Annotated in this window: 16 protein-coding genes; 13 read left to right on the forward strand and 3 right to left on the reverse strand. The window is 64.2% G+C overall.

Going from position 1 to position 13,989, the window contains the following annotated elements; genetic code table 11:
* On the reverse strand, window positions 1-1,122 hold the full coding sequence (locus U1R88_RS01910) for an aminotransferase (protein WP_322429743.1): 1,122 nt from the start codon (window positions 1,120-1,122) through the stop codon (window positions 1-3).
* An 81-nt stretch (window positions 1,123-1,203) separates the two neighbouring features.
* Between U1R88_RS01910 and U1R88_RS01915 the strand changes: the two genes are divergently transcribed.
* The 9 genes from U1R88_RS01915 to U1R88_RS01955 all read left to right on the forward strand — a co-directional run bounded on the left by U1R88_RS01915 (window position 1,204) and on the right by U1R88_RS01955 (window position 7,928).
* Complete coding sequence (locus U1R88_RS01915; RefSeq protein WP_068290971.1) at window positions 1,204-1,746, forward strand: XRE family transcriptional regulator; 543 nt, start codon at window positions 1,204-1,206, stop codon at window positions 1,744-1,746.
* Between the two features lie 199 nt (window positions 1,747-1,945).
* Entirely contained in the window at window positions 1,946-3,421 is a 1,476-nt protein-coding gene (locus tag U1R88_RS01920; protein WP_322429744.1) for a YcjX family GTP-binding protein, read from the forward strand.
* A 4-nt stretch (window positions 3,422-3,425) separates the two neighbouring features.
* A complete protein-coding gene (locus U1R88_RS01925) occupies window positions 3,426-4,451 on the forward strand; it encodes a YcjF family protein (protein WP_068290969.1) in 1,026 nt (341 codons plus the stop codon).
* Window positions 4,452-4,566: 115 nt separating this feature from the next.
* Window positions 4,567-4,986, forward strand: coding sequence for an RNA polymerase-binding protein DksA (gene dksA / locus U1R88_RS01930; RefSeq protein WP_068290966.1), 420 nt, complete (start codon window positions 4,567-4,569; stop codon window positions 4,984-4,986).
* A gap of 307 nt (window positions 4,987-5,293) precedes the next feature.
* Entirely contained in the window at window positions 5,294-5,722 is a 429-nt protein-coding gene (locus U1R88_RS01935; protein ID WP_322429745.1) for a hypothetical protein, read from the forward strand.
* A gap of 71 nt (window positions 5,723-5,793) precedes the next feature.
* Complete coding sequence (locus U1R88_RS01940) at window positions 5,794-6,279, forward strand: copper chaperone PCu(A)C (RefSeq protein WP_322429746.1); 486 nt, start codon at window positions 5,794-5,796, stop codon at window positions 6,277-6,279.
* Between the two features lie 14 nt (window positions 6,280-6,293).
* Entirely contained in the window at window positions 6,294-6,890 is a 597-nt protein-coding gene (locus U1R88_RS01945) for an SCO family protein (protein WP_322429747.1), read from the forward strand.
* Window positions 6,887-7,333, forward strand: coding sequence for a c-type cytochrome (locus U1R88_RS01950; protein ID WP_322429748.1), 447 nt, complete (start codon window positions 6,887-6,889; stop codon window positions 7,331-7,333). The genes U1R88_RS01945 and U1R88_RS01950 overlap by 4 nt, the downstream gene beginning before the upstream one ends.
* Before the next feature lie 166 nt (window positions 7,334-7,499).
* Entirely contained in the window at window positions 7,500-7,928 is a 429-nt protein-coding gene (locus tag U1R88_RS01955; RefSeq protein WP_322429749.1) for a CBS domain-containing protein, read from the forward strand.
* A 108-nt stretch (window positions 7,929-8,036) separates the two neighbouring features.
* Here U1R88_RS01955 and U1R88_RS01960 read toward each other — a convergent pair whose 3' ends face one another.
* The gene (locus U1R88_RS01960; RefSeq protein WP_322429750.1) at window positions 8,037-8,966 is read right to left on the reverse strand and encodes a LysR substrate-binding domain-containing protein; all 930 of its coding nucleotides are present in this window, start codon (window positions 8,964-8,966) and stop codon (window positions 8,037-8,039) included.
* A gap of 117 nt (window positions 8,967-9,083) precedes the next feature.
* On the opposite strand from U1R88_RS01960, the gene U1R88_RS01965 reads away from it, so the two are divergent.
* The 3 genes from U1R88_RS01965 to U1R88_RS01975 are packed head-to-tail and all read left to right on the forward strand — an operon-like array spanning window position 9,084 to window position 10,464.
* On the forward strand, window positions 9,084-9,479 hold the full coding sequence (locus U1R88_RS01965) for a tautomerase family protein (protein ID WP_322429751.1): 396 nt from the start codon (window positions 9,084-9,086) through the stop codon (window positions 9,477-9,479).
* Window positions 9,476-9,874, forward strand: coding sequence for a cupin domain-containing protein (locus U1R88_RS01970; RefSeq protein WP_322429752.1), 399 nt, complete (start codon window positions 9,476-9,478; stop codon window positions 9,872-9,874). The genes U1R88_RS01965 and U1R88_RS01970 overlap by 4 nt, the downstream gene beginning before the upstream one ends.
* A gap of 11 nt (window positions 9,875-9,885) precedes the next feature.
* Window positions 9,886-10,464, forward strand: a complete 579-nt coding sequence (locus U1R88_RS01975; RefSeq protein WP_322429753.1) for a DUF4865 family protein — start codon at window positions 9,886-9,888, stop codon at window positions 10,462-10,464.
* 62 nt (window positions 10,465-10,526) lie between these two features.
* Here U1R88_RS01975 and U1R88_RS01980 read toward each other — a convergent pair whose 3' ends face one another.
* A complete protein-coding gene (locus U1R88_RS01980) occupies window positions 10,527-11,537 on the reverse strand; it encodes a patatin-like phospholipase family protein (protein ID WP_322429754.1) in 1,011 nt (336 codons plus the stop codon).
* A gap of 178 nt (window positions 11,538-11,715) precedes the next feature.
* Here U1R88_RS01980 and parC point away from each other — a divergent pair, with 178 nt between their 5' ends.
* Window positions 11,716-13,965: a DNA topoisomerase IV subunit A gene (gene parC / locus U1R88_RS01985; protein WP_068290918.1), complete on the forward strand. Its 2,250-nt coding sequence runs from the start codon at window positions 11,716-11,718 to the stop codon at window positions 13,963-13,965.
* Window positions 13,966-13,989: the final 24 nt, after the last annotated feature.

The raw sequence follows: 13,989 nt of genomic DNA on the forward strand, positions 1-13,989 counted from the left end.
TTAGTCGAACTCTTTCAGAAATTGGCTTACGCGGTCCAGACCCTCGCGCAGGACGGTGCTGCCATTGGCATAGCCGATGCGCAGATATCCCTCCATTTCCATGGCGCTGCCGGGCGTGAACAGCACGCCGGTACGCTCCAGCAGGCGGATGCAGAAGGCTTCCGAAGCGATGGGAAGATCGTATTTCAGGAGGGCCGTGGTGCCCGAGCGGGGCTTGATATAGCTGATCCGAGGCTCGTCCTTGACCCAGGCGTCGAGGATGGCGAGGTTGCCGCGCACGATCGAACGGCTGCGGGCCAGGACCTTGTCGCGGTTCTCCAGTGCCATGGTGGCGAAGTGATCGTCGATCATGCCGACGCTGATGGTGTTGTAGTCGCGATGGATGGAGACGGCGTGGATCAGGTCCACGGGACCTGCGATCCAGCCAAGGCGCAGGCCTGCGAGCGAATAGGCCTTGGACATGCTGGCGGTGCTGATGCCCTTCTCGTAGAGATCCGCCATGGAAGCGGTGAAGCCGTCGCCTTCCTGGTCTATGCCGCGATAGACCTCGTCGCACAGCACATAGGCGCCGCAGGCGCGGGCGATGGTGGCGATCTCCCTGAGAAAGGCCTCGTCCATCAAGGCGCCGGTCGGGTTGTTGGGATTGTTGATGGCGATCAGCTTGGTGCCGGGCAGGGCGAGGCGGCGCAGTTCTTCCAGATCGGGTAGGAAGCCGTTCTCCTCGCGCAGTTTGAGGATCTGTACGTCGGCGCCGTAGCTGGCGGGAATGGAGTAATGCTGCTGGTAGGTCGGCAGCACCGAGATCACGCGGTCACCCGGCTCGACCAGGGTTTCGTGCACGAGGGCATTGGCGCCGATGGCGCCATGGGCCACCACGATGTTCTCGATCTTCTGGCGGGCATAGGTCGCCGCAATGGCGGCACGCAGCCGCTCGCTCCCCTCGATGGCGCCATAGGTCATCTTCATGGCCAGGAGATCGTCGAGGGCGCTCGGGGCCTTGCCGGCAATCTCCAGCAATTGCGCGATGGTGAGCGATTCGACGCAGGTTTCCGCCAGATTGTGCGAACAATGGTTCTCATACCCGTTCATCCAGATCTCGACGCCGAAATTGCGAATCTTCATGACCGATTGCCGCCTTGCCTGTTGCGCATTATATTGCCCATCCATATGTGCATTATATTGCGCAGTCAAGGATGAGATGGAATGGCGGATGTACTCGTCCATGTCGGGGCCAATGTCAGGCGCTTGCGCGCCGAGGCGGGATTGAGCCAAGCTGCTCTCGCCGAGGCGAGCGGCCTCAGCCGGCGACTGATCGTGGCGGTGGAGGCGGGGGACGCCAATATCTCCCTGGCCAATCTCGACCGGCTGGCCGGCGTGCTGGGCGTGGATTTCGGCGCGATCGTCCGCGATCCAGGCCAGGCCGGCAACCAGCGTGTCGACCAGCTCGGTTGGCGCGGCACCCATCCGGACAGCCATGCCGCTTTCCTGGGGGCCGCACCGGCGCGGCGGGCCGCAGAGCTGTGGAGCTGGAGCCTGGGTCCCGGCGATCGCTATGACGCGCTGCCCGATGCCGAGGGCTGGCGCGAAATGCTCTACGTCGTCGAGGGCGTGCTGATCGTCGAGACGGCCGGCGGCGGCGAGGTCGTCGCGGCCGGCGATTTCCTCATCTTCGACAGTTCGCAATCCTATAGCTACGTCAATGCGGGGCAGGGCATCGTGCGCTTCGTGCGCAACGTGGTGTCGTGACGGAAGCGAAGAGGCGGACGAGACGTCCGCGGTCCCAGTCTCGGCGCTACCCTCGTGAACCGAACAAGGTTTGCGCAAGAACCTCCTCGGCTGGGACCGCGGACGTCTCGTCCGCCTCTTCGCCTTTAACGGTTGTCGTTGCAGGGTTTCAGGACGAGTGCTGGAATTTTGCCGCGCTTGCCCTTAAGTGATGCGGACCATGCCGCCACAAGCCTCCTCCTGGATGTCCGTGTTCGACGAAGCGCTGATTGCGGCCAAGAGTTTGGCGGGCTTTGCCGCGTCGAGCTTCAATCCAACCGTTCGCCTCGGGGTCACCGGTCTTTCGCGCGCCGGCAAGACCGTGTTCATCACCGCTTTGGTGCAGGCCCTGGTCGAGGGGGGGCGCCTGCCGGTGTTCCGTGCCCAGGCCGAGGGCCGCATTGCCGGTTCCTCGCTCTCGCCGCAGCCTGACGACACCGTGCCGCGCTTCGACTATGAAGTTCATCTGGCCGATCTGGCCGGCCCGGCCCGGCGCTGGCCCGATTCGACGCGCCAGATCTCGGAACTGCGCCTGGTCATCGATTTCCAGTCCAATCGGCGCTTTGCCGCCGGCATGTCGCGCCTCACCCTTGATATCGTCGACTATCCCGGTGAATGGCTGCTCGATCTGCCGCTGCTCAACATGAGCTATGCCGAGTGGTCGGCACAGACGATCGCCGCCAGTCGTGAGGGATCTCGTCTGGCCATTGCCGGCCCCTGGCATGAAATGCTGGCCAGGCTCGATCCGGCGGCTCCCGAAAACGAGGCCCTGGCGCGGGAAGCCGCCGCGCTGTTCACCGCCTATCTCAAGGCCGGACGCGACGAGCGTTTCGCCCTCTCGACCCTGCCGCCGGGACGCTTCCTGCTGCCGGGCGATTTGGAGGGGTCGCCAGCCCTGACCTTCGCGCCGCTCGATCTCTCCAAGGCCGGCGATCTCAGGGCGGGTTCTCTCCACGCCATGATGGAGCGGCGCTTCGAAGCCTATAAGCACAAGATCGTGCGTCCCTTCTTCACGCATCACTTTGCCAGGCTCGACCGGCAGATCGTGCTGGTCGACGCGCTCTCCGCCCTCAATGCCGGTCCACAGGCGGTGCATGATCTCGAAACTGCGCTGACTTCGGTGCTGTCGGCCTTCCGCGTGGGCGCGAACAGCTGGTGGTCGGCGATCTTCCGGCCGCGCATCCAGAAGATCCTGTTCGCCGCGACCAAGGCCGATCATCTGCATCACACCAGCCATGACCGGCTCGAGGCGATCCTGCGCAAGATGGCGGATGGCGCCATCGGCCGGGCGGCCTTTTCGGGCGCCAGCGTGGATGTGGTCGCGCTCGCCTCCATCCGTGCCACCAGGGAGGCCAGCGTCAAGCAGGGGCGGGAAAACCTGCCTTGCATCATCGGCACGCCCATGGCTGGCGAGCGCTCCGGCGATGAGGTCTTCGACGGCGAGGCCGAGATCGCCGTGTTCCCGGGCGAACTGCCCGAGGATCCCAATACCGTGTTTTCGGGCACCGGCTTCAACGGCCTCGAAAATCTGCGCGAAGGCGGGGTCGACTACCGTTTCATCCGCTTCCGTCCGCCCAGACTGGAAGATGGCCAGATCTTTCCCCATATTCGCCTGGACCGGGCGCTCGAATTCCTGATCGGCGACAAACTGGCGTGAGCGAATGAATACGGAACCCCGCAAGCCGCGTGCCTTCCGCCTCGACGATCCCAATGTAGTGATGGCCGATACGCCGGTTGCGGCGGCGATGCGGCGCGGCCATGTGGTGGTGACGCCCGAACCGGAGGCTTTCGAGCAAGAGGCCGCCGAAGTCGCGCCGCAGCGGCCTCGCCGTTCGCGCTGGGGCACCTTGTTCTGGTCGGCCGTGGGCGGGCTGGTTTCCCTCGCCATCGGCCTGTCGCTGACCAAGCTGATCGATGACCTCTTCTCCTATGCCGGCTGGCTGGGCTGGCTCGGCGCCGCCCTGACCGGGCTGGCGGTGCTGGCTTTTGCCGTTATCGCCATCCGGGAGGTCATCGGCCTGATGCGCCTGTCGCGCATCGAGCATCTGCACGATCGGGCATTGCTGGCCATTGCCAAGGATGACCGGGATGCGGCGCGCGGCCTGTCGCGCGATCTCGTCAAGCTCTATGCCGCCAATCCTCGCATGGCCAGGGCTCGCGCCGCAGTGGAAGCGGCCGCCGGCGATATCGTCGACGGTGCGGATTTGATCAGGGTCACCGAGCGCGAACTGATGGGACCGCTCGACGCGGAAGCCCAGCGCATCATTGCCGATGCGGCCAAGCGGGTGTCGCTGGTCACCGCCGTCAGCCCGCGTGCCCTGGTCGACATGTTTTTCGTGGGCGCGGAGACGCTGCGCGTGATCCGGCGGCTCGCGACCCTCTATGGCGGGCGTCCGGGCGGACTGGGCATGATGCGCCTCCTGCGCCATGCGCTCGGCAATCTTGCCATCACCGGCGGCATGGCTGCCGGTGATTCCCTCATCAGCCAGGCTCTCGGCCACGGCCTGGCCTCGCGCATATCGGCCAAGCTGGGGGAAGGCGTCCTGAACGGCATCCTGACCGCGCGCCTCGGGCTTGCGGCCATGATGGCGAGCAGGCCGATGCCCTTCGACGCCTTGCCGAGGCCGGGCGTGACGGACGTCGCCGGAGGCCTCATTCTAAAGGGCAAGGAGGACACGGCCGGCTAAGCCATGTGCACAACTTTATCGTTTTCAACGAATCGGTGACAACGAAGATCATTGTCGTGGCGCGTCACTGAGACTATAGACCTCTCGCCCAGTAGCGGAGTGTTGGGATTCTTACATGACTTCATTGAGTGTAGATACCAATTATCGGCCGACTGACGACGAGCCTTTCATGAACGAGCGTCAGCGGGACTATTTCCGGCGCAAGCTCAATGCCTGGAAGCTCGACATCCTGCGCGAAGCGCAGGATACCATCGCCAATCTGCAGGCCGAGAACGAGAACCACCCCGATCTAGCCGATCGTGCCTCTTCGGAAACGGATCGTGCCATCGAATTGCGGGCCCGGGATCGTCAGCGCAAGCTGATCTCCAAGATCGAGGCGGCACTTGCCCGCATCGAGGACGGGTCCTACGGCTTTTGCGAGGAAACGGGTGAACCGATCTCGCTCAAGCGTCTCGATGCCAGGCCGATCGCGACCTTGTCGCTGGAAGCCCAGGAGCGGCACGAGCGCCGTGAGCGCGTCTATCGCGACGACTAGAGCCTTTGCGACTTGGTGAGGCCCACCGAGACACGCAGGGTTTGTCGAAGCGAGGAGGTGGAACTGGGAAGCGTTTCCAAAGAACGCGCCTGGCTCCGGAGATCTTTGACGACTGCCGGCCTTCCCAGCCCCATCGAGAGATGGAGTTGAGAAGGCCGGCATTTTTGTTTCGGCGAGTCCTGCGGACCGGCGCTCCCTGAAGCATTTTGCGATTTGGTGGCATCACCGGGAATTGCAAAGACGCATGGGAACAGGGCGTTGGAGCAAACGCCTCCATGCTCGAACACGCTTTGCCCCAGGCGATTCCATGCGCCATGGCGCCGCCTTGACTTTCGGCAGTGGCTCGGCTGCATATGCGGCCATGGTCCTGTCCCGCCATCTCCCATTGCTGCGGCAATGCCTGGCCGCCTTGCTTGCCCTTGGGCTGATGCTCAACGGCATGGGCGGTTCGCTCGCGAGCGAGGAGGAGCGGGGAGGCAACGCGACCGTCGTCATTGCCGGCACGATCGTCACCGTGTGCCAATTCGGCGATGCGGATGCCGGCGGCAAGGCCCATGGCGGCCATTCCTGTGATCAGTGTGCACTTCGTCTGGCGCCGGCTCTGCCGCAGGTCTTGGCGGTCGCCAGCATCGTCCGCTTTCCGCGGATCGTCAGGCTCCGCGCCTCGCAGGACTTTTTCGCGACGATCCGGCAGGATCACAGGCCCACCTGGCCACGCGGACCGCCGACAGGCTGAACGGTTCACCGCCTTCACCCTTCCTTCCCCGCAGCCTGTGCAAGGCTGCTCGATTCCGTTCAGGTTTTTCCATGAAACTCGTCCCGTTTTTCGGTGCTTTCGCGCTCGCCTCCACGCTCGCCACTGCCGCCTTCGCCCATGACTACAAAGCCGGCACGCTCCAGATCGCCCATCCCTGGACCAGGGCCACGCCGCAGGGGGCACCGGTGGCAGGCGGCTATACCGTCATCGAGAACACCGGCGATCAGCCCGACAAGCTGATCGGCGGCAGCTTCTCGGTTTCCTCCGGCTTTTCGATCCACCAGATGTCGAACCAGGATGGCGTCATGAAGATGGCGCCCGTCGAGGGCGGGCTTGAAATTCCTGCCCACGGCAAGGTTGAACTCAGCCCGTCATCCTTCCATCTGATGTTCACCGGGCTCAAGCAGCAGCTCAAGCCCAACCAGTCCATCGACGGCACGCTGGTGTTCGAGAAAGCCGGCACGGTGCCGGTGAAGTTCAAGGTCGAGGCCATCGGTGCCAAGCAGCCGGCCGAAGCCGACCACAGCAACCATTGAGGCGGGAGGTGTTCATGACCCTCAAATCCAATCGTCTCCAACTGGTGGTTCTGGTTGCTCTGCTCGCCGTGCTGGCGGCCGCCGGCGTGCTCGCCCTGCAGAGCATGGGCGGCAAGCCGACGGCCCAATCCAGCTTCATCGGCGGTGATTTCAGCCTGACCAACCAGGACGGCAAGCCGGTGACGCAGGCTACTTTCCTGGGCAAGCCGACGGCCTATTTCTTCGGATACACCAACTGTCCGGATGCCTGCCCGACCACGCTGACCGACATGACCGACCGCCTCAAGGCGCTCGGGCCGGACGGGGACAAGTTCAACGTCGTCTTCGTCTCGGTAGATCCGGCACGCGATACGCCGCAACTGCTCAAGACCTATCTGGAGAGCTTCGATCCGCGTATCACGGCCGCCACCGGCACGCCCGAGCAGGTTGCCGACATCATCAAGAAGTTCCGCGTCTACGCCAAGAAGGTCGGGGAGGGGGACGGCTACACCTTCGACCATTCCACCGCGGTCTACATGATGAACGCCAAGGGTGAACTGGTGACGCTGATCGACTACCAGGCGCCTCGTGAGGAGGCGTTGGAAAAGATGCGCCGCGCGCTCGCCTCGTGAGCAGGATTGTCTGGTTCGGCCTGGCCGCGGCACTCGGTGGTGTCGCGGTCGGGACCTTCATTGCCTTGCGCTCCGTCGGCGAGGTCGCGTCGCCTCCGCCGCCCACCCAGGCCGTTGCCGATATCAGACCGCCGGAGGCGACCTTCGAGCCGGTGTTCGAACCCTGCGCCCACTGCCACCAGATCGGGCGCGGGGCGCGTTCTGCCACCGGGCCGCTCCTTCAGGGGCTCGGGGGCCGCAAGGCCGGCACGCTGCCGGGCTATCCGTTCTCGCCGGCCATGCAGGCGAGCGGCCTGACCTGGGACGCCGCAACGCTCGATCGCTTCATCGCGGCACCCCAGGCCGTGGTGCCGGGCACGCGGATGATCTATGCCGGAATGGACGATGTCGATCGGCGCAGGGCTCTGGTCGAGTTCATTCTGAAAGCCGGCTCGGGCTCCTGAGGGCTCGATCCGTAAATCGATTCACCGAATGGTTGCATTTGAACCAGCCCCTTGCGCGATGGGCGTGCAGACGCCATCATCATGGACGGGGCTGGTCGTCCCTTGTCGGGATTCTCCCCCAAGATCAAGACGCTGCAGGCGCACGTTCAGTCTGAGGAGAGTACCCATGACCGTTGCACAGATCCTGAAGGGCAAGGGCCGCGACATTGTCGCTCTGTCGCCGGACGCCACCATTGCCGATGCTTCCCGGATGCTCGCCGAAAAGCGCATCGGCGCAGTATTGATCACCAACAAGAACGGCAGCATCGCCGGCATCCTGTCGGAGCGCGATATCGTGCGCGCACTGGCCAAGGCCTCGGCCGAGGGGTTCGAACATCCCGTGTCCAAGCATATGACGGCCAAGGTAGAAACCGTTCACGAGCAGGACACCATTCCCCACATCATGGAGAGGATGACGGCCGGCAAATTCCGTCATATGCCGGTGGTCGAAAATGGCCTGCCAGTCGGCATCGTCTCGATCGGTGACGTGGTGAAGTTCCGCTTGGCCGAAATGGAGGCGGAAGCCAAGGCGATGCGTGAATATATTACGGCCTGATCTTAAAGTGTTTTATGAGCCGGCGCCGTTGCATGTAGCAAAGGCGCGATGGCGTAAGAAGTCAGGGTAGAGAGCGTTCCGGCGTGGACGCGCTTTGCTCCGGGAGTGTCAGGCAACCTTCTTGGGCAGGAGAGGCTGGCTCAGGCTCTCCCGCATGATCTCGCTCAGCCGGTCCGTGGCCGCATTGTGCTGGCTCTGCGTGCGATGCAGCAGCAGCGGCAATGTCGGCAATCGCGTCGGCAAGCCGCTTTCCTCGCCAAGCACGGCAAGATGGCTCGGCAGGCCGATCTCGGTGCGCAGGGTCACGCCCAGCCCGCTCGATATCGCGGCCCAGAGACCGGCGAGACTGGTGCTAGTCACCGCGATGCGCCAGGCGATACCGGCGCGGTCGAGCATCTCGGTCGCGACGCTGCGGAACAGGCACGGGGCTTCGAACATCACCAGTGGCACCGGTTCTTCCTCCGGCTTGGATTGCCGATCGCTGGAGCGCTGCCCGGGCAGGCCATCACGGGGGCCGATCCAACGCATCGCGATATCGGCGAGATGCTCGCCGGCCATGGCGGCCGGAGCCTGTCTCGTCTGGTCCCCCCAGGCGATGGCGAGGTCGAGTTCGGCGCTGGCGATACGTTTCAGCAGATCGGCATTGCGGGTAAGGCGGGTTTCGATGCGGGTCTTCGGATGGGCGCGCGCGAAGCGGCCGAGAATTTGCGGCAGCAGTGTTTCTCCTAGATCCTCCTGCACGCCAAAGCGGACATGCCCGGCAAGATCGGCCCCGCTCAGAGCGGATACCGCCTCGTCGTTGAGAGCGAGCAGGCGGCGCGCATAGGTCAGCAGCGTTTCGCCCGCTTCGGTCAGGGCCAAGCCGCGACCGGCCCGGCGGAACAAAGCGGTTCCCGCCTGTTCTTCCAGCTTCTTGAGCTGGGCGCTGACGGCGGAAGTGGACCGGCCGAGATGGTCCGCGGCGCGGGCATAGCTGCCCAGTTCCATGCCCGTGACGAAGCTGCGCAGGACGTCGATGTCGAAATTGACCAGGCGCATAAATATCATCCTGTTTTTCAGGATTTAAAGTCAAATATTTCCTGACTTTCAGGATGAATATGCGGTGACATGATGGATAGGTCAAGGCAGCAGGCCTTGCCATCGAGGACATCAGTCATGCCTTTCGCCCGCATTTCACTTCGCAAAGGAAAATCCGCTGACTATCTCCGCGCTCTGTCGGACAATCTGCACCGTGCCCTGGTCGAAGCCTTCGAGGTTCCGCAGGCCGACCGTTTCCAGATCATCGAACAGCTCGATCCGCAGGCACTGGTCTACGACCGCGGCTATTTCAGCGGTGAGCGTTCCGACGATTTCGTGTTGATCGCCATCACGGCGGGGCGTCCGCGCAGCACGACGGTGAAGCAGCAATTCTACCGGCGTGTGGTGGAGTTGCTTGCACAGGCGCCGGGCCTTCGGCCCGACGATGTCATGATCGTCGTCACCACCACCGAGCGCGACGGCTGGTCCTTCAGCAACGGCCTCACCCAGATGGTGGAAGAGGTGCCCGCATGAGCGGGCCGGGCCTTCCCGGCGAGATGACCGTGATCCGGGCCGGCAAGGCGATAGAGACTGCGCCCGAGGGCATCGCGTCCGCTCCCTTCCGGGTGGAGCATCTGATCACCGGTGGGCGGGATGGCGAGCCTACGGCCATGCGCGCCCTGCTGGATCCGGGCGTGCGCACGCATTGGCACAGCCATCCCCGCGGACAATTGCTGCTGGCGGTGAGCGGCAGAGGCCTCGCGCAGAGGCGCAATGGCCCGCTCATCGAACTCGCCCCCGGCGATGCGGTCTGGTTCGCGCCCGGCGAGTTGCATTGGCATGGTGCGGGCGAAGCCGATGCCTTCGTCTATGTCAGCGTCCAGGCCCTGCAGGATGGCCGCGCCGTGCAGTGGCACGAACCGGTGTGAGGAGAGCTCCAATGGAAGCGATGCACTATGCCATCACCCTGCCGGCCGATTACGACATGGCGATCATCCGCGCGCGGGTGGCCAGCAAGGGGCCCTTGCTCGACGAGTTTCCGGGGCTGGGGCTCAAGGCCTATCTGATCCGGGAAAAGGGTGTTCAGGGCTCGGCCGTCAACCAATATGCCCCCTTCTATCTGTGGGCCTCGCCCGAAGGCATGGGCCGGTTCCTGTGGGAGGGCGGGGGCTTTGCCGGCCTCGTCGCCGCCTTCGGCAGGCCGTCGGTGCGGCGCTGGGCCGGGGTCTCGTGTCTGTCCGGCACTACGCCCTTGTCGGAGGCACGCTTTGCGACGCTTCGAGAGCAGGGGATGGAGGCCGAGATCGATCCGGCCGGCGACATTGCGCAAGCGCGCAAGCGCTTGGCTCTCGAAGCGGCCAGGGATGGGAGCTGCCTGTCGACCCTCGCGGTCGACCCCACGGATTGGACGCTGGTGGTCTTTCAACTGTGGGCGTGCGAGCCGCCTGAAGAGGCAGGAACCGTCTATCAACTGCTGCATCTGTCCCGTCCCGGCGTCGACGGGTTGATCGCACCCTGATGACGACGACCGTCCTCCAGGCGTCGCGTTGAGATCCAGAGGCTTGTGCGGGATGGAGGGCGCTATGCCAGCGCTTCCATGGTCTCCTTGATGTCGTCGAGAGACTTCAAGGCGGCCTCGGCACCCATGTCGATCGCCTCGGCGGCACGATGGAAGTCGAAGGGCGAGATGCGTCCGAGGCGCGGCCCGATCGAGACATCGGGCGGATCGCCGGCCAGCCGCGAGCGGGAGATGCGGTCCTGGGTGATGTTGAAGGCCTCCATCATCACCGTATGGATGCCGGGCGAGTTGCGGCGTTGGCGCGTCTCGCGCGATCTGGCGAAACCGAAGCGACGCCGGACCATCGAGGTGGCGGCACCGAGGCCGTTGCGCTTGGGCACGGGCGGATCGTCCATTTCCATCGAGGTGGCGCCGAAAGTATGGATGACGCCGCCGCGGCCGGTCAGTTCGCCATTGAGATTGACGGCGATTACCGCCCGGGCGCCGAGGGCGCGTGCGGCGGAGACGGGCACGGGATTGACCAGTGCACCGTCCATCAGCCAGCGTCCGCCGATGCGTACGGGCTCGAAAATACCGGGTAGGGCATAGGAGGCGCGCATGGCGGTGACCAGATTGCCGCGCGTCAGCCAGATCTCATGGCCCGGCCCGATTTCGGTGGCGATCGCGACGAAGGGAATGCGCAAACTTTCGATCTGCACGCCGTCCAGGCCGTTCTGCAGGAGGAGGGCCAGTTTGGTGCCGGACATCAGGCCGCTGCCGCCGAAATTCAGATCGAGAAAATTGAGAACGCGGCGCTTGGTGAGACTGCGGGCCCAGTCCTCGATATCGTCGAGCCTGCCGGCAATGTAGCAGCCGCCGACCACCGCTCCGATCGAGGTGCCGGCGATCACGTCGATGTCGTAGCCCGCTTCCACCAGTACGCGGATCACGCCGATATGGGCGAATCCCCGTGCGGCACCGCCACCGAGGGCAAGCCCCAGAACCGGGCGCGGCGGCTTGACGACTTCGTTCTGCGGAGGCGGAGGCAATTCCGCCACGTTACCCTGACCTCGCCACGGCAAACTCTGAAACATGATGCATTCCTGACTCGAGAAATACGCCACTGGACCTAATAAGGATATGGGCAATCCATCCGGATAGAACAGGGACGGAACTCTTAATGGCGCTACAATAGCACGTGATCGGGGGATTGGCCTGTATCATAAGGTCTACGACTTGCTCCGAATCAGGCATTTTCGGTAAGTCAACCGCATGGATGAGATGGACGATCCGCCGGAAGGCGATGGAGTCAGAACGGTCAATCTGCGCGCCGAGCTCGAGCAGCGCTACCTTGCCTATGCACTCTCGACAATCACGCAACGGGCCTTGCCGGATGCGCGCGACGGCTTGAAGCCCGTGCATCGGCGCATCCTGCACGCCATGCGCCTGCTGCGCCTGGATCCCGACCAGGCCTTCAAGAAATGCGCCCGCGTGGTGGGCGACGTCATCGGTAAATTCCACCCCCATGGCGACCAGGCCGTCTACGACGCGTTGGTGCGCCTGGCGCAGGATTTCGCCCAGCGCTATCCGTTGGTGGACGGGCAGGGCAATTTCGGCAATATCGACGGCGACAATGCCGCTGCCTACCGTTACACCGAGGCGCGGCTGACCGAGGTTGCCACGCTGATCCTCGAAGGGATCAACGAGGACGCGGTCGATTTCCGTCCGACCTACAATGGCGAGGACGAGGAGCCGGTGGTGATGCCCGGCGCCTTCCCCAACCTGCTCGCCAATGGCGTGCAGGGCATTGCCGTCGGCATGGCGACCTCGATTCCGCCGCACAATGCCTACGAGCTCTGCCAGGCGGCACTGCACCTGATCGAGAACCCCAAGGCGTCGACGCCGGACCTGCTGCAATTCGTCAAGGGCCCGGATTTCCCCACCGGCGGCATCTGCGTGGAGAGCGCCGGCTCGATCGAGGAAAGCTATCGCACCGGCCGTGGCGGTTTTCGGGTGCGCGCACGCTGGCACAAGGAAGATCTCGGGCGCGGCACCTGGGTGATCGTGATCACCGAGATTCCGTGGGCGGTGCAGAAGGGCCGCCTGATCGAGAAGCTGGCCGAACTGCTCGAAGAGCGCAAGCTGCCGCTGGTCGGCGATGTGCGTGATGAATCGGCCGAGGACGTCCGCATCGTCATCGAGCCGAAGTCGCGCAATGTCGACGAGGCCGTGCTGATGGAATCGCTGTTCAAGCTCTCTGAGCTCGAAAGCCGCATCCCGCTCAACATGAACGTGCTGGTCGATGGCCAGGTGCCGCGCGTGCTTTCGCTCGGCGAGGCGCTGCAGCAATGGCTCAGCCATCGCCGTGTCGTGCTGGTCCGCCGCTCCAAATACCGCCTGGCGGCCGTCGAGAAGCGCATGGAGGTGCTGGCCGGCTATATCGTCGCCTATCTCAACCTCGACGAAGTCATCCGTATCATCCGCTATGAGGATGAGCCGAAGGACGAACTGATCAAGGCCTTCGACCTGACCGACGTGCAGGCCGAGGCGATCCTCAACATGCGCCTGCGCAATCTGCGCAAGCTTGAGGAGATGGAGCTTCGGCGCGAGCACGACGATCTCGCCAAGGAGAAGGCCGGCATCGAGAAGCTGCTCGCCTCCGAGGCGCTGCAATGGAAGACGGTGGGCTGGCAGGTCAGCGAAGTCGCCAAGAAGTTTGGCCCGGACACACCGCTCGGCAAGCGTCGCACCGACATCGATGCCTCCAAGGCGGGCACCATCGATCTGTCGGCGGTGGCCGAGGCGATGGTCGAGCGCGAGCCGATCACCGTGATCGTTTCCGAAAAAGGCTGGATTCGGGCCCAGAAGGGCCATCTCAGCGACCTCTCCGGCCTCAGTTTCAAGGCCGACGACCGGCTCAAGCTCGGCTTCCAGTCCGAGACGACGGCCCGGCTCCTCATCCTCGCCACCAACGGCAAGGTTTACACGCTGGAGGCTTCCAAACTCCCGGGTGGCCGCAGCATGGGCGAGCCGATCCGTCTGATGGTCGATATCGACGAGGGCGCCGATGTCGTCGACGTGTTCGCCTATCAGGGCGGGCGCCGGCTGCTGATTGCGGCGACCGACGGTCGTGGCTTCCTGGTGCCCGAGGACGATATCCTCGCCAATACCCGCAAGGGCAAGTCGGTGCTGAATGTCGATGCGCCGACGGAAGCCAAGCTGATCGTGCCCGCCATCGGCGATACGGTCGCGGTGATCGGCGAGAATCGCAAGATGCTGGTCTTCCCGCTGCACCAGATCACCGAGATGTCGCGGGGCAGGGGCGTCAGGCTGCAGAAATACAAGGACGGCGGCCTCTCCGACGTGCGTGTCTTCGACAAGGCGCAAGGGCTGACCTGGAGCGATTCCTCCGACCGGACCTGGACCGTTACCGACCTTGTCGAATGGACTGGCAATCGCGCCGACGCCGGGCGCCTGCCGCCCAAGGGCTTCCCCAAGAACAACCGGTTCACGGGCAAGTAGCAGCGGAGCGGCTGCTTGTGGAGC

Source organism: Labrys sedimenti, from assembly GCF_034424805.1.
In the GTDB taxonomy this organism is placed as follows: Bacteria; Pseudomonadota; Alphaproteobacteria; order Rhizobiales; family Labraceae; genus Labrys; species Labrys sedimenti.